At 72.8% G+C, this 17,058-nt stretch carries 16 protein-coding genes; 9 read left to right on the top strand and 7 right to left on the bottom strand.

Features of this window, described 5'->3' with window-relative positions:
- The first annotated feature begins 3 nt into the window (after positions 1-3).
- Positions 4-891: a succinate--CoA ligase subunit alpha gene (gene sucD, locus ACWD4O_RS05545; protein WP_450946210.1), complete on the top strand. Its 888-nt coding sequence runs from the start codon at positions 4-6 to the stop codon at positions 889-891.
- 190 nt (positions 892-1,081) lie between these two features.
- Here sucD and ACWD4O_RS05540 read toward each other — a convergent pair whose 3' ends face one another.
- Positions 1,082-2,362 carry a helix-turn-helix domain-containing protein gene (locus ACWD4O_RS05540; RefSeq protein ID WP_451277652.1) on the bottom strand — a complete coding sequence of 427 codons (1,281 nt, stop codon included), beginning with the start codon at positions 2,360-2,362 and terminating at the stop codon, positions 1,082-1,084.
- Between the two features lie 96 nt (positions 2,363-2,458).
- Here ACWD4O_RS05540 and ACWD4O_RS05535 point away from each other — a divergent pair, with 96 nt between their 5' ends.
- Positions 2,459-4,285, top strand: coding sequence for a cell division protein PerM (locus ACWD4O_RS05535; RefSeq protein ID WP_451277650.1), 1,827 nt, complete (start codon positions 2,459-2,461; stop codon positions 4,283-4,285).
- A gap of 10 nt (positions 4,286-4,295) precedes the next feature.
- On the opposite strand, the gene ACWD4O_RS05530 is transcribed toward ACWD4O_RS05535, so the two are convergent.
- Positions 4,296-5,051 carry a hypothetical protein gene (locus tag ACWD4O_RS05530; protein ID WP_451277648.1) on the bottom strand — a complete coding sequence of 252 codons (756 nt, stop codon included), beginning with the start codon at positions 5,049-5,051 and terminating at the stop codon, positions 4,296-4,298.
- A 344-nt stretch (positions 5,052-5,395) separates the two neighbouring features.
- On the opposite strand from ACWD4O_RS05530, the gene purN reads away from it, so the two are divergent.
- Positions 5,396-6,025, top strand: coding sequence for a phosphoribosylglycinamide formyltransferase (gene purN, locus ACWD4O_RS05525; RefSeq protein WP_358800863.1), 630 nt, complete (start codon positions 5,396-5,398; stop codon positions 6,023-6,025).
- Positions 6,022-7,605, top strand: a complete 1,584-nt coding sequence (purH, locus tag ACWD4O_RS05520; protein ID WP_451277646.1) for a bifunctional phosphoribosylaminoimidazolecarboxamide formyltransferase/IMP cyclohydrolase — start codon at positions 6,022-6,024, stop codon at positions 7,603-7,605. Before purN ends, purH begins: the two co-directional genes overlap by 4 nt.
- A gap of 61 nt (positions 7,606-7,666) precedes the next feature.
- Here the strand turns inward: purH and ACWD4O_RS05515 are convergent, their stop codons facing one another.
- The 5 genes from ACWD4O_RS05515 to ACWD4O_RS05495 all read right to left on the bottom strand — a co-directional run bounded on the left by ACWD4O_RS05515 (position 7,667) and on the right by ACWD4O_RS05495 (position 12,350).
- The gene (locus ACWD4O_RS05515) at positions 7,667-8,116 is read right to left on the bottom strand and encodes a peptidase inhibitor family I36 protein (RefSeq protein ID WP_451277644.1); all 450 of its coding nucleotides are present in this window, start codon (positions 8,114-8,116) and stop codon (positions 7,667-7,669) included.
- Between the two features lie 70 nt (positions 8,117-8,186).
- Positions 8,187-9,095: a hypothetical protein gene (locus ACWD4O_RS05510; protein ID WP_451277642.1), complete on the bottom strand. Its 909-nt coding sequence runs from the start codon at positions 9,093-9,095 to the stop codon at positions 8,187-8,189.
- A gap of 109 nt (positions 9,096-9,204) precedes the next feature.
- Positions 9,205-10,791: a protein kinase domain-containing protein gene (locus ACWD4O_RS05505; protein ID WP_451277640.1), complete on the bottom strand. Its 1,587-nt coding sequence runs from the start codon at positions 10,789-10,791 to the stop codon at positions 9,205-9,207.
- Positions 10,788-11,519 carry an FHA domain-containing protein gene (locus tag ACWD4O_RS05500; protein WP_351908614.1) on the bottom strand — a complete coding sequence of 244 codons (732 nt, stop codon included), beginning with the start codon at positions 11,517-11,519 and terminating at the stop codon, positions 10,788-10,790. Before ACWD4O_RS05500 ends, ACWD4O_RS05505 begins: the two co-directional genes overlap by 4 nt.
- Before the next feature lie 213 nt (positions 11,520-11,732).
- On the bottom strand, positions 11,733-12,350 hold the full coding sequence (locus ACWD4O_RS05495) for a hypothetical protein (RefSeq protein WP_451277638.1): 618 nt from the start codon (positions 12,348-12,350) through the stop codon (positions 11,733-11,735).
- Between the two features lie 306 nt (positions 12,351-12,656).
- On the opposite strand from ACWD4O_RS05495, the gene ACWD4O_RS05490 reads away from it, so the two are divergent.
- From ACWD4O_RS05490 to ACWD4O_RS05470, 5 genes are all read left to right on the top strand, one after another.
- Positions 12,657-13,511 carry a bifunctional methylenetetrahydrofolate dehydrogenase/methenyltetrahydrofolate cyclohydrolase gene (locus tag ACWD4O_RS05490; protein ID WP_451277636.1) on the top strand — a complete coding sequence of 285 codons (855 nt, stop codon included), beginning with the start codon at positions 12,657-12,659 and terminating at the stop codon, positions 13,509-13,511.
- Positions 13,501-13,956: a DUF3017 domain-containing protein gene (locus ACWD4O_RS05485; protein WP_451277634.1), complete on the top strand. Its 456-nt coding sequence runs from the start codon at positions 13,501-13,503 to the stop codon at positions 13,954-13,956. The genes ACWD4O_RS05490 and ACWD4O_RS05485 overlap by 11 nt, the downstream gene beginning before the upstream one ends.
- A 250-nt stretch (positions 13,957-14,206) precedes the next feature.
- Positions 14,207-14,665 carry a helix-turn-helix domain-containing protein gene (locus tag ACWD4O_RS05480; protein ID WP_451277632.1) on the top strand — a complete coding sequence of 153 codons (459 nt, stop codon included), beginning with the start codon at positions 14,207-14,209 and terminating at the stop codon, positions 14,663-14,665.
- A 54-nt stretch (positions 14,666-14,719) separates the two neighbouring features.
- Positions 14,720-15,652, top strand: a complete 933-nt coding sequence (locus ACWD4O_RS05475; protein WP_451277630.1) for a helix-turn-helix domain-containing protein — start codon at positions 14,720-14,722, stop codon at positions 15,650-15,652.
- A 361-nt stretch (positions 15,653-16,013) separates the two neighbouring features.
- Positions 16,014-17,003 (top strand): malate dehydrogenase, encoded by a 990-nt coding sequence (locus ACWD4O_RS05470; RefSeq protein ID WP_351908626.1) that lies wholly within the window; start codon positions 16,014-16,016, stop codon positions 17,001-17,003.
- The last annotated feature ends 55 nt before the right edge of the window (positions 17,004-17,058 follow it).

The following is a 17,058-nucleotide window of genomic DNA, read 5'->3' as shown; positions in this document are numbered from 1 at the left end:
GCCATGGCTATCTTCCTCAACAAGGACAGCAAGGTCATCGTCCAGGGCATGACCGGCTCCACGGGCATGAAGCACACCAAGCTCATGCTCGCCGACGGCACCAACATCGTCGGTGGCGTGAACCCGCGCAAGGCGGGCACGTCCGTCGACGTCGACGGCACCGAGATCCCGGTCTTCGGCACGGTCGCCGAGGCGATCGAGAAGACGGGCGCGAACGTGTCCGTCCTCTTCGTGCCGCCGGCCTTCGCCAAGGCCGCCGTGGTCGAGGCGATCGACGCCGAGATCCCGCTCGCGGTCGTCATCACCGAGGGCATCGCCGTCCACGACTCGGCCGCGTTCTACGCGTACGCCGTGTCGCAGGGCAACAAGACCCGGATCATCGGCCCGAACTGCCCCGGTCTCATCACCCCGGGTCAGTCGAACGCCGGCATCATCCCGGGCGACATCACCAAGCCGGGTCGCATCGGCCTGGTCTCGAAGTCCGGCACGCTCACGTACCAGATGATGTACGAGCTGCGTGACATCGGCTTCTCGTCGGCCGTCGGCATCGGTGGCGACCCGATCATCGGCACCACGCACATCGACGCGCTCGCCGCGTTCGAGGCCGACCCCGACACCGACCTCATCGTGATGATCGGTGAGATCGGCGGCGACGCCGAGGAGCGGGCCGCGGCCTTCATCGCGGAGAACGTGAAGAAGCCGGTCGTCGGTTACGTCGCGGGCTTCACCGCGCCCGAGGGCAAGACCATGGGCCACGCCGGCGCCATCGTCTCCGGCTCCTCCGGCACGGCCGCCGCGAAGAAGGAGGCCCTCGAGGCCGCCGGCGTCAAGGTCGGCAAGACGCCGACCGAGACGGCGAAGCTGGCCCGCGAGATCCTCGCGGCCGGCTGACCTTCCGGCCGGGTTTCCCAGCCGGTTCATTCAGCCGGTTTCTCAGCCGAACACCGTTGGGCCCGACCCCGCAGCGCGCGGGGGCGGGCCCAACGGTGTTTTCGCCGGTCAGCCGGTCAGCCGGTCAGCCGGTCAGTCAGCCGGTCAGCCGGTCGACCAGTTAGTCGGTCGGCTGGTGGGCCGGTCGGCGTCAGCGGCCTTCCGGGAGCAGGCGTTCGGGGCCGGGCTGGGCCTCGGCCCGCAGCTTCGCGCGCAGGTTCAGCTCCGCGTCCGAGAGCGCGCCCGGGGCCGTTCGGGGCGGGACTCCCTGCACGGTCTCGCCGGGCGGCACCGGGGGCTCGTACCGGGTGGGGGCCGTGCGCGCGGTCAGCGCCGTCGCGCCGATGATCGCGATCGTGAACGCGATCGCCGCCCTGGTCCAGAAGCGGGCCCGCCGTTCGCTGCCCAACCGCACGGTGGGCGACTTGGCCGCACGCAGCCGCTCGGCGGACGCCACCTCCGCCAGCCGTCGGTGGAGCTCCACCGGGTCCGCCAGGTCGGGGAGCCGCGCGGCGATCACCTTGCGCGCGTGCAGCAGCCGGTTCGCCGCCGCCGGTGTGCTCGCCTCCGTCTCGGCCGCGGTCTCCGGCAGGTCGAGGCCGACACCGTCATAGAGGAGGAGGGTGCGGCGCTGCGGCGCGGGGAGGGTCAGGAACACATCGAGCAGCGCGCGGTCGGAGGCGTCCGCCGGGGGCGGCTCCGGGTGGCGGTAGCGGGGGCGGAACCGGTGCCAGGGGGAGAGGGCGAACTCGTACGCGGTCGCCCGCACCCAGCCCGCCGGGTCGCGGTCGACGGCCACCTCGGGCCAGCGCTGCCAGGCCAGTTGGAAGGCCCACTCGACCGATTCGCGCGCCAGTTCGCGGCGACCGGAGAGCAGATAGGTCTGCCGGACCAGGGCGGGGGCGCAGAAGGCGTAGAGGGCGTCGAAGGCCTGAGCGGGGGTCAGAGAAGCGCCGGGAGGCGGGGGCGAGGGGGCGCCGACCCCGGGCACGAGAGGCGCGGGGGATGCGGGGGATGCGGGGGCTGCGAGAGGCGCGAGGGGCGCGAGAGGCGCGACGGGTTGCAGTTCGAGGGTGGAGGTGAGGGTGGAGGTGAGGGCCGGGTCGAGGAGAGGCGCCGACGCCGTGCCCGACGGTCTCGGCCTCCGGTCCTTCCTGCCCTTCGCGTCCGGGCCTGCCGTCACCTGGGGTCGAGGCGCTGTCTCCTGGGTGTTCGTCACCTTGTCCGCCTTGTTCAGCGATGCCAGCAGTTTCGCGTACGCCTCCCGCTTGGGGCCGCTCGGTGTCGTGCGGCCGGACTCCCACGCGCGCACCGTCTCCCGGGCGACGCCCACCTGCTCGGCGACCTGAGCCTGCGTCAACGAGGCCGCCTCGCGCAGGCGTCGGCGTTCCTTGGGGGACGGGAGCGGGGGGACAGGGCGCTGCTGCGTCACAGGATGTCCCTTCGCGCGAAAAAGTACATAAGCGTATATTGAGCGACACAGCGGAAGTTCGCCTGTTACGACGGGAAAGCGCGTGTCGTTGGGACCATGACCGTCGTGATCCAGATGACCGCTCGCCGACTGTCGCTGTCGCCCCTGCTCGCCCGGATGCGCGACCGCTCGCCCGGACTCGCCGCCGGCTTCCTGGGCGGGGTGCTCGCGGCCGGGCTGGGGCTCGGTGCGTTCGCCGTGCTCGTGATGGTGCTGTGGATCAGCTCCCCGTATCCGGACAGCGGGCCCGGCGGCGCGCTGCACGTCGCCGCCGCGCTCTGGCTGCTGGCCCATGGCGCGGAACTGGTCCGCGTCGACACGCTGTCCGGGGTCCCGGCCCCGGTCGGCGTCACTCCGCTGCTGCTGCTCGTGCTGCCCGTGTGGCTGGTGCGGCGCGCCGCGCGGGACGCGGTGGACGGGGGCGTCGTCGTCGAGGCGGACGGCACCGGCGAGTACGGGACGCTCGTGAGCGCTCGTACGGCCTGGGCGGGCGTCGTGCTCGGCTACCTCGCCGTCGGCTCGGGCATCGCCTGCTACGCCGCCGGCGGTGTGCTGCGGCCCTCGTGGGTGTGGACGGCGGTGTCGGTGCCCGCGGTCGCCGTGCTGGCGGCCGGGGCGGGGGCCTGGTCGGCCCACGGCCGTCCGCGCGGGCCGGTGGACAGGGCACTGCAGGTGCTGCCGCGCGGGATGCGGCGGCTGCTCCTCGAGGAGGACGGGCGCGCGCGGCTCGGGGTCGCCGGGCGGGCGGCGGGGGCCGGGGCAGCGGTGCTCGTCGGGGGTGGGGCGTTGCTGGTGGCGGCCTCGTCGGTGTGGCACGCGGATGCGGCTCGGCAGGCGTTTCTGCAGCTCACGGAGGGGTGGTCGGGGCGGTTCGCGGTGCTGTTGCTGTGCGTGGCGCTGGTGCCCAACGCGGCGGTGTGGGGTGCGGCGTACGCGCTCGGTCCGGGGTACGTCCTCGGGGCCGGGCAGGTCATGGCACCTCTGTCCGCCGACCCCGCGCCGCTGCTGCCGCCGTTTCCGCTGCTGGCGGCGGTGCCGGAGGCGGGAGGCGGGACGGCGTTGAACTGGGCGGCGGGGGTGGTGCCGCTGGTCGCCGGGGTGACGGTGGGCGTGTTCGTGGCCCGGGCGGCAGACGTGGCGGACGCGGCGGGGCGTTGGTCGCGGCGGCGGACCGTGGAGGCCGTCGCGGCGGCGGGGGCGGTGTGCGGGGCGCTGATGGGAGCGCTCGCGGGGTTGGCCGGCGGCCCGCTGGGAGTGGCCGCGTTGGCTCGGTTCGGGCCGGTGTGGTGGCAGGTGGGGGGCGCGGTGCTGCTGTGGACCGTGGGGGTGGGGATGCCGGTGGCTGTGGGGGTACGGGGATGGCGGGGGCGTGGGCAGCGGGAGAGAGGGCGGGAGCGGGGCGCTCGCGGGGCAGGTGGGGCTTGGAAGGGATGGAGAGACTGGTGGGGCTGGTGGAGGCGTGGGGCGAAGGAGGAACGGGGGGTGCCGGCGGTGGCGATGAGGGCGGAGTCCGCGTCCGGATCGGAGTCGGAGCTGTACGACTTCGCTCCCCTTGAGCCCTTCGCCGCGGAGCCCCCGCCCTCGCCAGGGCCCCCGTCCGTGTCCGCGCCCACATCCGTGTCCGTACCCGCCCCCGCGCCCGTGCCTTCGCCCGTAGTACCCGCAGAGCCCGTGCCTTCGCCCGTAGTACCCGCAGAGCCCGTGCCCTCGCCCGAAGTACCCGCAGCGCCCCTCGTGCACGCAGCGCCCCTCGTACCCGCAGCGCCCGGTGCCGTCGAGCCCGACCCCGTGGACCCGGACCCGGTGTGGCGCGGGGACGTCGGTCGGGAGGCTCGGTGGGCCGCCCTGCGGGAGGCGGGGGAGGACGGGCCGGAGGGGCGGTGACCTGAAGGAATCAGGCGTTCGCGCCCAGGATTCCCTTCAGCTCCTTCGGCAGCAGGTCGCTGCACGACTGCTTCGCCTCGTTCGTCAGGGCGTCGTTCGTGCAGGTGTAGTAGTCGCTGTAGACCAGCTGCGCGGTGAAGCTCGCGGCGACCAGGGCCAGGGCCAGGGACGCGGTGACCAGGCCGCTGACGGCGGCGGTCCGCTGGGGACGGGCGCCGGTCTCGGGGGTGGGCGGGATGTCCGGGTCGGGGGTGCGGGGCTTGGCGCGCAGGGCGCTGATGCCCCAGTTCAGGGCCAGTGCGCCGAGCAGCAGGGCCACGTACGGCCAGCCGAAGAGGGCGAAGAAGAAGGCCCACATACCGCAGAGCAGGGCGTAGCGCGCGCGGCGCTGGGCGGGGTCCGTGGGGTCCCAGCGTTTGCCGGGGTCGGTGTTGCCGGGGCCGCCGCCGCCCTCGGGGCTGCCGCCGCCGGGTCGCTCGCCGAAGCCGCCGGGGGAGCGGCCGGGCTGCTGGTTGCTCCAGTGGCCGCCCCACGGGGAACGCCCGCTCTCGGGGGCGCCGCCCGCCGGGCGCCGGGGCTGCCAGGGGCGGTCCGGGGCGCCCTCCGGCGGCGGGGCGAAGGGGTTGTCGTCCTCGGGGGGTGTGCTGTCGCCCGACGGGGCGTCGGGGGGAGAGGCTGGGCGCTCCCGCAGCAGCACGGCGCCGCGCTCCCCTCCCTGCGGTGACTGCGGGGGGAGCGTGAGGAGTCGCAGACTGCGGTCCGGCATCAAATGAGCGTCTTCCCCTAGGAGGTACGACTGTCTGGAGTGAGCTGTCACTTCGGAAACGCACCGCACTACCACCGCGTTCCCGATCCGGCTCGTCGCAGACGCTACCTTCCGGCCACGCCCCCGTCCCGTGGGGGCTGCCTCGTGTGCCGGTATCGTTGCTGACGGTCGGCTGCTTCGTAGGCTTCCCCGTATCCGGGGGCGCGATGCATTCGTATGAACGTACAAGTGGCGAACGTGCGAGTGGCAACGTGTCAACAGGTGAACGGGTGAACGGGTCATCTGTGAGTGACGCGGGGCGGGCCGGCATTGCACACACGTTTCCCCGAGAAAGGGCCCCCGCCGTGGCCGCCAAGCCCGTGGCCAAGCGCCTCGTCGTGCTGGTCTCCGGATCCGGTACGAACCTGCAGGCACTCCTGGACGCCGTCGGAGCCGCCGGCGTCGAGGCCTACGGAGCCGAGATCGTGGCCGTCGGGGCCGATCGCGACGGCATCGAGGGGCTGGCCCGTGCCGAACGGGCCGGGATTCCCACCTTCGTGCGCCGCGTCAAGGACTACGGGAGCCGGGAGGAGTGGGACGCCGCTCTTGCCGAGGCCGTGGCCGAGCACGAGCCCGACCTCGTCGTGTCCGCCGGGTTCATGAAGATCGTGGGGAAGCGGTTCCTGGCGCGGTTCGGGGGGCGGGTCGTCAACACGCATCCCGCGCTGCTGCCCAGTTTTCCCGGGACCCACGGCGTGCGTGACGCGCTCGCGTACGGCGCGCGGGTCACCGGCTGCACCGTCCACTTCGTCGACGACGGCGTCGACACCGGGCCGATCATCGCCCAGGGCGTGGTCGAGATCCGGGACGAGGACGACGAGAGCGCTCTGCACGAGCGCATCAAGGAAGTCGAGCGAAGGCTGCTCGTCGAGGTCGTGGGGCGGCTCGCCCGCAACGGCTATCGCATTGAGGGACGAAAGGTAGTTATCCAGTGACCGCCGACAGCACTGTCACGGCCGAGAGCAGCAAGCGGGGCATCCGTCGCGCGCTCGTCAGCGTCTACGACAAGACCGGTCTGGAAGAGCTCGCGCGCGGGCTGCACGAGGCGGGCGTGGAGCTCGTCTCCACCGGGTCCACCGCCTCCCGCATCGCCGCCGCCGGCGTCCCCGTCACCAAGGTCGAGGAGCTCACCGGCTTCCCCGAGTGCCTGGACGGCCGGGTCAAGACCCTGCACCCCAAGGTGCACGCCGGCATCCTCGCCGACCTGCGCCTGGAGAGCCACCGCGAGCAGCTCGCCGAGCTGGGCGTCGAGCCGTTCGACCTGGTCGTCGTCAACCTCTACCCGTTCCGCGAGACCGTCGCCTCGGGCGCCTCGCCCGACGAGTGCGTCGAGCAGATCGACATCGGCGGGCCGTCCATGGTGCGTGCCGCCGCCAAGAACCACCCGTCGGTGGCCGTCGTCACCAGCCCGGCGCGGTACGCCGACGTCCTCGCGGCCGTGCAGGACGGCGGGTTCGACCTCGCCGCCCGCAAGCGGCTCGCCGCCGAGGCCTTCCAGCACACCGCCGCCTACGACGTGGCCGTGGCCTCCTGGTTCGCCTCCTCCTACGCGCCCGTGGACCAGTCGCGGTTCCCCGACTTCCTCGGCGCCACCTGGGAGCGCAGGAGCACCCTGCGCTACGGCGAGAACCCGCACCAGCCCGCCGCGCTCTACGTGGACGGCAGTGGCGCCGGTCTCGCCGAGGCCGAGCAGCTGCACGGCAAGGAGATGTCGTACAACAACTACACGGACACGGACGCCGCGCACCGTGCCGCGTACGACCACGCCGAGCCGGCCGTCGCGATCATCAAGCACGCCAACCCGTGCGGGATCGCCGTCGGCGCGGATGTCGCCGAGGCGCATCGCAAGGCACACGCGTGTGACCCGCTGTCGGCGTTCGGCGGCGTCATCGCCGTCAACCGGCCGGTCAGCAAGGAGATGGCGGAGCAGGTCGCGGAGATCTTCACCGAGGTCATCGTCGCGCCCGACTACGAGGAGGGGGCCCTGGAGGCCCTCGCCAAGAAGAAGAACATCCGGGTGCTGAAGGCGCCGCAGGGCCCGTCCGGCCCGGTCGAGCTCAAGCCCGTCGGCGGCGGCGCGCTGCTCCAGGTCGCCGACCGGCTGCAGGCCGACGGCGACGACGCGGCCCACTGGACCCTCGCGGCCGGGGAGGCGCTGAGCCCCGAGGAGCTGAGCGAGCTGTCCTTCGCCTGGAAGGCGTGCCGGGCCGTGAAGTCCAACGCCATCCTGCTCGCCAAGGACGGCGCCTCGGTCGGCGTCGGCATGGGGCAGGTCAACCGGGTCGACTCGGCGAAGCTGGCCGTCGAGCGGGCGGGCGAGGAACGGGCACGCGGTTCGTACGCCGCGTCCGACGCGTTCTTCCCGTTCCCGGACGGGCTGGAGGTGCTGCTCGACGCGGGAGTCAAGGCCGTGGTGCAGCCCGGCGGCTCGGTCCGTGACGAACTGGTCGTCGAGGCCGCGAAGAAGGCGGGCGTGACGATGTACTTCACGGGGACGCGGCACTTCTTCCACTGAGCCGCACAGGGCGAGGGGGGCGGTCCGGCACAGCGCCGGGCCGCCCCCCTCGTCACGGGCATCACGTCAGGAAGGCTCCGCAGGCGCTCGCGACGACCCACTGGTGCGAGGTGATCGCGTCGTTCACGTTGACGCCGTTGGTGAACGCGTTGTCGGTCAGGTTGTCGGCGTACAGCTCGCCCGGCTTCAGGCAGGCGTGGCCGCCGCCGTAGTTGATGTCCTGGTAGAACGCGACGACGTCCCGGCCACCGGTGTAGCCGCGGTTCATGACGGACGTGGCCTTGTCGTTGGAGGCGCCCCAGTAGGTGCTGTTCCCCGGCGTGCCGATGAGCTGGGCGCCCTGACAGTCCAGGTCCTGCCAGGCGTACACGTTGCCGTTGCGCGGACCCCACTTGCTGTCGCAGCCGGGGCCGGCGACGGTGGACCCGGCCGCCTGAGCGGTCGCGGTGGGCACGACGACGCCCAGCGCGGTGAGCGCGACGAGCGCTGCCGTGACGGTGAACTTGCGCATGGTGTTTCCCCTCGTAGGTGGTGGTGCCTTGCGGGTGGTGCGTGGGCGGCGCCCGTCCGGGGCGCGGTGGTCAGCCGCGCTCCGGAACGACGTGCACCGCCCGGTCGTAGGCCTGCCGACCGAGACGTCGATAGGTGTCGACGTCCTTGCCGTACCGGTCGCGCAGGCGGTCCTGGTAGTACGTCTCCCGGGCCGTGGCCACGGCCCGCAGGGAGGTCTCGCGGGCGCAGGTCGCGTCCGCGACGGCGGTCCTGCGCTCGGCGGCGAACGCCTCGTCGGCGCGGGCCGCGCCCAGCCGGGCGGTGGCGGTGCGGACGGCGTCCCGGGCCGCCTGGGGGTCCTTGTAGGGCTGCCCCGCGGTCTTCATGCACCGGGACCAGGCCCCCACCGCAGCCGTGAGCTCACGGTCCTTCATGAGCTGTCCGCCGTAGAGCGAGTTGAGGCCCGTGGCGACCTTGCCGGTGCGGAACCATTCGGCCGGATCGCCGTAGAGCTCGCGTTCGGCCTCCCCCGTGCAGCCGCCGAGGCGTTTGCGGATCTCCCCGCCGCCCGGCAGCGCAGCGGTGAGCACGCGGGTGCCGGCGCCGCCGTCCAGCGCCTCGTCGAAGGCGGCGCGGCGGGCGGCGGACAGGCCCTGCCGGTACGCGGCGATGGGATTGTCGGTGTGCAGCCGCTCCTGCTCCGCGTCGATCCGGCCGCCGTAGCCGTACGTCCGCGCCCAGGCCACGTCGTCCTGCACGTACCGCACCGGTCTGCTCTCGCGCAGGGTCAGGGTGCGGTCCTCCCAGTACGTGAAGCCGTGACGCTTCATGCACCGGGAGGTCAGCCGCGCTTGCGCGTCGCTGATCCGCAGCTCCTGCTGCCAGGTCAGCGGCGCGGGCCGGGCTGCCCGTTCGGCGTCCGAACCGGTGCCGCATCCGGTCGCGACGGCCCCCGTCACCGCCGCGACCGCACACAGCGAAGCGAGAACACGCTTCATGGGACGTACCCCCGTTTCCCCTGTGGTTTCCCGGACGCCGCCCGTATCCCGTGCGGCACTCACACCATCGGGCACGCGACGGGGGAGGGGTACCTCGGAACTCTCAGGGTCACTTCCGGCCCGGGGGCGTGTACTCCTTGAGGTAGTGGGCGACCCGGTCCGCGTAGGCGCGGTACTCCGAGGGGACGCCGTCCGCCTTGTTCACGACGTCCCACGAGGTGCGGTAGGCGGCGGCGACCAGGACGCGCCGGTCGCCCTTGAGGTCGGCGTCCAGCCGCGGGGCGATCCAGCACAGGTAGCGGCCCATGGCCGGGACGGACTCGGCCGGCGGGAAGGGAGGCGAGGGGACGGCCTCCCCGGGGGTGCCGTCGGCGTTCATCCACCAGCGCAGCACGCTCGGGGTCCAGCGGGCGATCCCGTACTCGTTCTTGTCGGGGTCGGCGAGGTCCGGGTCGAAGTCGCTCTCCACCTTCAGCATCGCGGCGATCAGGGAGGGGGTGACGGAGTCGTGGTCGCAGTCGTGCGCCGTCTCGACGATGAGCAGCCGGTACGCGGCCGGCACGCCCTTGTCGGTGCGCAGATCCGCCGCGCCGTACTGCGCGGCGGCGCTCGCCGTCCCGCTCCCACCGCCCTTGCCGTCGCCCGAGTCGAGGAGGCCGCCGGCCCACACGCTGACGCCGTAGCCCAGGGCGACGGTCACCAGGACGCCGGCCAGGACCGTCGTGCGGCGGGACGGCCGACCGGTGAGCAGCCGGGGCCGGCGGCCGCTGGGCGCGGTGGCGGTGGCGGTGGCGGTCTCCACCCGGCGCAGCAAGGCCTCCGTGCCGACGCGGTCGGCGTGCGTGCGGGCCAGACAGGCGTGGACGATCTCCCGCCAGGCGTCCGGGAGTTCGGGGGACAGCCGCAGTTCGGCGGTGCCGCGCGCGTACGCGACCGCCGCGTCACGGCGGGCCGTCGGCGTGCCGCCGGGCAGCGGGAAGGAGCCGGTGAGGACCAGATGGGCGAGGACGCCGAAGGCCCAGACGTCGGCGGAGGGGCGGATCCGGCGGCCGCGTTCGCCGATCTCGGCCCACAACAGCTCGGGCGGGGTGTAGTCGGGGGTGGAGAAGGCCGGTGTGTAGGCGTGGGTGCCCTCCAGCTCGGCGGCCATGTTGAAGTCGGCGAGCCGCGCCGAACCGTCCTTCATCAGCAGGACGTTGGCCGGCTTCAGATCGCCGTGCACCCAGCCCGCCCGGTGCAACTGGGCCAGCCCCGCGCAGATCTCGGCGAGCAGGGCGGGACCTGCGGCGGGCGCCGGGTCGCGGTTCAGCAGCGCCGCCAGCGAGTCGTCGGCCTTCTCCAGCACCAGCACGGTGGCGCCGTCGAGTTCGGGGCGGGACGGGTCGTCCACGGTGAGGGTCTCGTAGAGGCGGACCAGGCGCGGGCTGCTCAGCCGGCTCAGCAACTCCACCTCGCGCTCGGCCAGTTCGCGCAGATGGGCGAGTTGGCGGGGGGTGTGGGTGCCGGTGGGCAGGAACTTGAGCGCGGCGGACTCCGGCAGCGCCGCGGTCGGAACATCGTTGTCACCCACCGGGCCGCAGGCGCGTCGCTGCGCCGCGTACACGCTGCCGAACGCCCCGGTCGCGATCGGCTCCCGCACCTCCCACCGGCCGACCCGGTAGCCCGTGGGCACCCGGACCGCGTACGGCTCGGTCACCGCACCGCCGCCCGGTCGGTCGACAGCAGGACGAGGTCGTCCTCGCGCACCAGGTCGAAGCGGAGCGCCAGCGACACCAGGGACTCCTTCTTGCCGTTGAGCCGCGGGCCCGGGTCCGCCGTGTCGGGGCCGGGCTTGAGGCGCAGCTTCACGGCCAGGTAGTCGATGTTCCACTGCACGGAGGTGCGGGAGGCGGCGGGCCAGCCGGGACGCAGCCGGGCGACGACCTGGTCGACGGTGGGCAGCGGGGCGTGCGGCGCGCCGCGCAGCCGGGGCTCGCACAGGGCGGCCAGCACCGCGAAGTAGCGCTTGGTGCGGTCCAGGGAGAACGCGGGCGCGGTGGTCGCGCCGTCCAGGCCCGACGACGTGCCCAGGTAGTCGTGGCGCGGGGCCCACACCTCGAACGTGAGCAGGTCGCCCGCCGCGGGCAGCACGATCCGGGCGAACTCGAAGGGGACGGGCGCGTCCAGACGCGCGGGCCCGACCTTGATGTGCTCGCCGGCGCCTTCCGGGTTCTCCACGACGTACGTCTGCTCGCGGCTGAAGTTGCTGAGTATCCAGAACGCGCCCTGCGCGGTGATCTCGCCGGCCCGCCGGGAGACGCCCTCGTGCGGGATCGCCAGGTCGTTGTCGTGCGCCGACCGTCCGAAGGCCAGCCGCTCACCGGGGGCGAGCCGAAGCCGCCCGGGCTCGTGCGCTCCCGGAGGTACGACGATGATGCTGTACACGGTGTGTCACCCCGTCCCCACCTGCTTCTACGGCATCAGGGTGGGCGACGGGACAGGGCCGTGTCACGACGTGACACGGCCCTGGTGAGGAATGGCGAGAAGAAGCCGTTCCGGTGATCTTTCCCTGTTCTTTCCCTTGATCTTTTCCGACCGATCCCGACCGGCTCGGCTCCTTGGAGACGCATCAGGGTCTGGCTCCGGCCGTGCGCGCGGTCAGTACCGCGGACGGTTGAACCAGGCTCCGCCGCTGATCATCGCGGAGAGGATGATGCCGCCGATGGCGAGCGAGATGACACCGCCGAAGGTGGCCGAACCGCCCCCGCCCTGCACGATGTTGGCCAGGCTGCCCAGGATCATCAGCGAGGAGTACACGAGCGTGGTGATCCGGATGCCGCTGCGACCCGTCTTGAACTTCACGCCCAGGAAGATCGACAGGCTGCCCAGCCCCAGCATCAGCAGCGCGATCGCGATGATGACGCCCGTCGCCGTGCTGCTCTCGTCGCCGGAGCCGAACGCGTTGGACGTGTCCTGCAGGGCGCCGGCCGCGATGCCGATGATCACGCCGGCCAGGAACTGGAAGCCGGCGATGATGAACAGCAGCACCCGAGCGGTCTTGACCAGGCCGGGCATCTCCTGGGGGACGCCGTAGCCGTACCCCTGGGGGACCGGCGGGGCCTGCGGATAGCCGTAGCCGGGCTGACCCTGGGGAGCGGTGGGGTAGCCGTAGCCGGGCTGCTGGGGCGGCGGAGCCTGCGGCGGGTAGCCCGGCGGCTGGCCCTGCGGCGGACCCTGCGGCGGGCCGTAGGGGTTGTTCGGGTCGCCGAAACTCATGGCGGTCCTTCCTCCGTGTGCACTCGAGTGCGGGGACGCGCGGTCTGGCTCGGAGGAAAGTTCTACAGATGCGGTTCGTCCCCCCGGTACTGCCCGCGGCACTGTGGCGTCAATCGTTCTGCAATGGCCGGTTTGTTGTCCAGCCGCATTCCGCGGCATTCCCCATGTGTTGTGCAAGTGCAACATCATTGATCGCTTCGTCGATCAGATCCGCACACGTCAGCCTGGGCGCGCGCGTCACCTGGACAGGTCGTGCGGGGTCACCCGGATTGGAACCCGGGGGCCGTCATCCGGGAGGATGGGCACATGACCGCCCAGATTCTCGATGGCAAGGCAACCGCAGCCGAGATCAAGTCCGAGCTGGCCGCCCGCGTGGCGGTGCTGAAGACGAAGGGCGTGACGCCCGGACTCGGCACGATCCTCGTCGGCACCGACCCCGGCAGCCAGAAGTACGTCGCCGGCAAGCACCGTGACTGCGCCGAGGTCGGCATCGCGTCCATCCAGCGCGAGCTGCCCGGCACGGCCACCCAGGAGGAGATCGAGGCGGTCGTCCGGGAGCTGAACGACGACCCCGCCTGCACCGGCTACATCGTCCAGCTCCCGCTGCCCAAGGGCATCGACGAGAACCGGATCCTGGAGCTCATGGACCCGGCCAAGGACGCCGACGGCCTGCACCCGATGAACCTCGGCCGACTGGTCCTCAACGAGCCCGCGCCGCTGCCCTGCACCCCCAACGGCGTGCTCACGCTGCTGCGCCGGTACGGCGTCGAGATCAAGGGCGCCGAGGTCGTCGTCGTCGGCCGCGGGGTCACCATCGGCCGTCCGATGCCGCTGCTGCTGACCCGGCGCACCGAGAACGCCACCGTGACCCAGTGCCACACCGGCACCCGGGACCTCTCGGCGCACCTGAAGCGGGCGGACGTCATCGTCGCCGCCGCGGGCTCCGCCCATCTGGTCCGGGCCGAGGACGTCAAGCCGGGCGCGGCCGTCCTCGACGTCGGCGTCTCGCGGGGCGCGGAGGGCAAGATCGTGGGCGACGTCCACCCGGACGTCCGCGAGGTGGCCGGCTGGATCTCCCCGAACCCCGGCGGCGTCGGCCCGATGACCCGTGCCCAACTGCTCGTCAACGTGGTCGAGGCGGCGGAGCGCAGTGTCGCCTGAGAACACCCCCGCAGCGGGCGACGGCAACGAGGCGCCGGACGCCGACGGCGTGCCGCGCCGCACCACCCGGCGCTTCCCGAAGTTCACCCGGGACACCGCGCGCCCCGAAGGCGCCGGCCGGGCCGCGCCCGGTGACGCGCTGGCCGCCCGGCAGTGGCCGATCATCGCCGTCCTGGGCATCGTCGCGGTCGGTCTGCTGGTGACCGCGCTCGACGTGTTCCGGATCGGCACCATCCTGATCGGCGTCGGGCTGCTGCTCGGCGCGGTCCTGCGCTGGCTGCTGCCCGGCGTCGGCATGCTCGCCGTGCGCTCCCGCTTCACCGACATCGCGACCTACGGCGTGCTCGGCACGGCGATCGTCCTGCTCGCGCTGATGGCACAGCCCAACCCGTGGCTGCAGATCCCGTTCCTGAAGGACACCCTGCACTTCACCGTGAGCAGCTGACCCCGGAACCGGATGCAGCGCCGAACGCAGGCGTGCGGCGGCCCGTCCTCATCCCCCGAGAAGGACGGGCCGCCGACGTGCTCCACGCTCCTCCATCGTGAACGCCCTGTTCAACAGCTGTCCGGACGCTGTGGCACGGAAGTGACCGTTCCGCTACGGTGTGCGCGCCCCGCCACAGCCGTCCGCGCCGCGGGAACCGTCCGGCCGCCCGGCGTCGTCCCCCCAACGGATCGAAGGGGAGGCGGGCGGGATGGGCGCCTGGCAGCCGCTGCCGGACGGGCTGCCGTCGGAGGTACGGCACTTCGTGGAACAGTTGCGGCAGCTCAAGGACGGTACGGGACTCAGCCTCGCCGCGCTCGGCGCGCGCACCGCGTACAGCAAGTCCTCCTGGCAGCGGTATCTCAACGGCGTCCAGCCGCCGCCCCGGCAGGCCGTCGCCGCGCTGTGCAGGGTCGCGGGGCTGGCCGGCGCGGAGGCCGAACGGCACGTCGTGCGCTGGGAGCTGGCGGTCGAGGCCTGGCCGCGACCGGCGGCGGCGAGTCCGGCCGACGCGTACGAGGACGATCCGACGGTCCCGTGGTGGGACCGGCTGGAGGAACCCGCGCCGCAGCCGCCGCCCCGGCCGGCCGGACGCCTTCTCCTCTACGCGGTCCTGCTGTTGCTCGCCCTGCTGCTCACGGCCGTCGGCGGAGCGCTCGCCTTCGGCTGACACACATCGGGTCTAACCTGGACAATGGCGGACTTGGTGGAGGGAGGGGACTCGATGCCACGCTGGAGGGATCTGCCGGACGAACTCGACCCGCAGGTAAGGGAGTTCGCCGAGCAGTTGCGAAGAGTCGTGGACCGCACGGGACTGAGCGTCGCGGCGGTGGCCGACCGCACGGGCTACAGCAAGACGTCCTGGGAGCGTTACCTCAACGGCCGGCTGCTCGCGCCCAAGGGGGCGATCGTCGCGCTGGCGGAGGTCACCGGCACGCCTCCCATCCATCTGACCACCATGTGGGAGCTGGCCGAACGGGCCTGGAGCCGCTCGGAGCTGCGGCACGACCGGACCATGGAGGCCGTCCGGATCGCCCAGGCGCGCGCCGCCCTGGGGGAGTTCGGGCCGCCGCCGCCCGAGACGCCCGAGACGCGGGAACCGCAGGAGCCGCCCGGGACGCCCGAAGCCGCGCCGTCCTCCCCGGCGAGCGCGCCCGCCTCCGCCGCCGGTTCCCGCGCCGGGCTGTTCCTCATCGGGGTCGTGGGTGTGGTGATCGTCGTCGTGGGCGCGTTCCTCCTGACCGAGGGCGGGGACCCGAAGCAGGCGGTGGGCGCCGCCAAGTCGCCGTCGCCGTCCGCCAGTCCGGCCCCCGTGCTGCCCTCCGGGGTGCTGTGCACCGGCGCGGACTGCACGGGGCGGGACGCGGAGGAGATGGGGTGCAGCGGCGACCTCGTGGCGACGGCGAAGACCGCGACGGTCGGGACGACCCTGGTCGAGGTCCGCTACAGCCGGACCTGCGGGGCGGCCTGGGGCAGGATCACGCAGGCCGCGCAGGGGGACTCGGTCGGGGTGACCGTCGGCTCGGTCCGCGAGACCGGGAGCATCACCGCGGCCGGCGACACGATCGCGTACACCCCGATGGTGGCGGTGAAGGACGCGGCGGAGGCGAGGGCCTGCGCGGTGCTGGCGTCGGGGCAGCAGGGGTGCACGGGGTGACCCGCTGAAGGGCGGCCCGGGAGGCGGCTCGGGAAAGCGGCTCGAAAAAAACCGGCGGTCGTAGGAATACCCCCCTCCGCTCCGGGAACGCGAACCGTACCCCCACGGGAGTCCGGTCACGACCCGGTGCCCCCACCACGGCGGCCGTCGGTCATTCCTCTCCCGGACCGGCGGCCGCCGGTCCGTGCCGCCGTATGCGCCGCCGGTCTGTGGGCCGGGCCACACAACCCCGCGCATCCGGGATCCCGGATGCGCGATAGCCTGACCGCTGGATGGATCTCTTGATACCAAGAGATCGATCATTTGTACGTCCCACCCGGGGCAGGGACGCCCCACCGACAGCTGTCATACGGAGAACGCCATGACCCGCACTCCCGTGAACGTCACCGTCACCGGCGCGGCCGGCCAGATCGGTTACGCCCTGCTCTTCCGCATCGCCTCCGGCCAGCTGCTCGGCGCGGACGTGCCGGTCAAGCTGCGCCTGCTGGAGATCACCCCGGCGCTCAAGGCCGCCGAGGGCACCGCCATGGAGCTCGACGACTGCGCGTTCCCGCTGCTCCAGGGCATCGACATCAGCGACGACCCGAACGTCGCCTTCGACGGCGCCAACGTCGCCCTCCTCGTCGGCGCCCGCCCGCGTACCAAGGGCATGGAGCGCGGTGACCTCCTGGAGGCCAACGGCGGCATCTTCAAGCCGCAGGGCAAGGCCATCAACGACCACGCCGCGGACGACATCAAGGTCCTCGTCGTCGGCAACCCGGCCAACACCAACGCGCTGATCGCCCAGGCCGCCGCGCCGGACGTACCGGCCGAGCGCTTCACCGCGATGACCCGCCTCGACCACAACCGCGCGCTGACCCAGCTCGCGAAGAAGACGGGCTCGACGGTCGCCGACATCAAGCGCCTCACCATCTGGGGCAACCACTCCGCGACGCAGTACCCGGACATCTTCCACGCGACGATCGCCGGCAAGAACGCCGCCGAGGTCGTGAACGACGAGAAGTGGCTGGCCGAGGAGTTCATCCCGACCGTCGCCAAGCGCGGCGCGGCCATCATCGAGGCGCGTGGCGCGTCCTCCGCCGCCTCCGCCGCCAACGCGGCCATCGACCACGTCCACACGTGGGTCAACGGCACCGCGGACGGCGACTGGGCCTCCATGGGCATCCCGTCGGACGGCTCCTACGGCGTCCCGGAGGGCCTGATCTCCTCCTTCCCGGTCACCGCCAAGGACGGCCGGTACGAGATCGTCCAGGGCCTGGACGTCAACGAGTTCTCCCGCGCCCGTATCGACGCCTCCGTCGCCGAGCTGGCGGAGGAGCGCGAGGCGGTCCGCGCGCTCGGCCTCATCTGAGCCGTGTTCATCGAGCAGTGACCAGGTGATCCCCGGGCGGCGCGGCTGCCCGGGG

This window comes from Streptomyces sp. NPDC002623 (genome assembly GCF_053592635.1).
Note: the sequence above shows the minus strand (reverse complement) of the source record. Positions and strands in the feature narration are given on the sequence as shown.

What these genes read in the sequence shown, in the direction of transcription:
- ACWD4O_RS05535 (WP_451277650.1), top strand. Translation starts at nt 2,459, where the DNA reads ATGACCGTCGTGATCCAGATGACCGCTCGCCGACTGTCGCTGTCGCCC.
- ACWD4O_RS05470 (WP_351908626.1), top strand. Translation starts at nt 16,014, where the DNA reads ATGACCCGCACTCCCGTGAACGTCACCGTCACCGGCGCGGCCGGCCAG.
- ACWD4O_RS05515 (WP_451277644.1), bottom strand. Translation starts at nt 8,116, where the DNA reads ATGCGCAAGTTCACCGTCACGGCAGCGCTCGTCGCGCTCACCGCGCTG.
- ACWD4O_RS05490 (WP_451277636.1), top strand. Translation starts at nt 12,657, where the DNA reads ATGACCGCCCAGATTCTCGATGGCAAGGCAACCGCAGCCGAGATCAAG.
- ACWD4O_RS05510 (WP_451277642.1), bottom strand. Translation starts at nt 9,095, where the DNA reads ATGAAGCGTGTTCTCGCTTCGCTGTGTGCGGTCGCGGCGGTGACGGGG.
- ACWD4O_RS05480 (WP_451277632.1), top strand. Translation starts at nt 14,207, where the DNA reads ATGGGCGCCTGGCAGCCGCTGCCGGACGGGCTGCCGTCGGAGGTACGG.
- ACWD4O_RS05475 (WP_451277630.1), top strand. Translation starts at nt 14,720, where the DNA reads ATGCCACGCTGGAGGGATCTGCCGGACGAACTCGACCCGCAGGTAAGG.
- ACWD4O_RS05530 (WP_451277648.1), bottom strand. Translation starts at nt 5,051, where the DNA reads ATGCCGGACCGCAGTCTGCGACTCCTCACGCTCCCCCCGCAGTCACCG.
- sucD (WP_450946210.1), top strand. Translation starts at nt 4, where the DNA reads ATGGCTATCTTCCTCAACAAGGACAGCAAGGTCATCGTCCAGGGCATG.
- ACWD4O_RS05495 (WP_451277638.1), bottom strand. Translation starts at nt 12,350, where the DNA reads ATGAGTTTCGGCGACCCGAACAACCCCTACGGCCCGCCGCAGGGTCCG.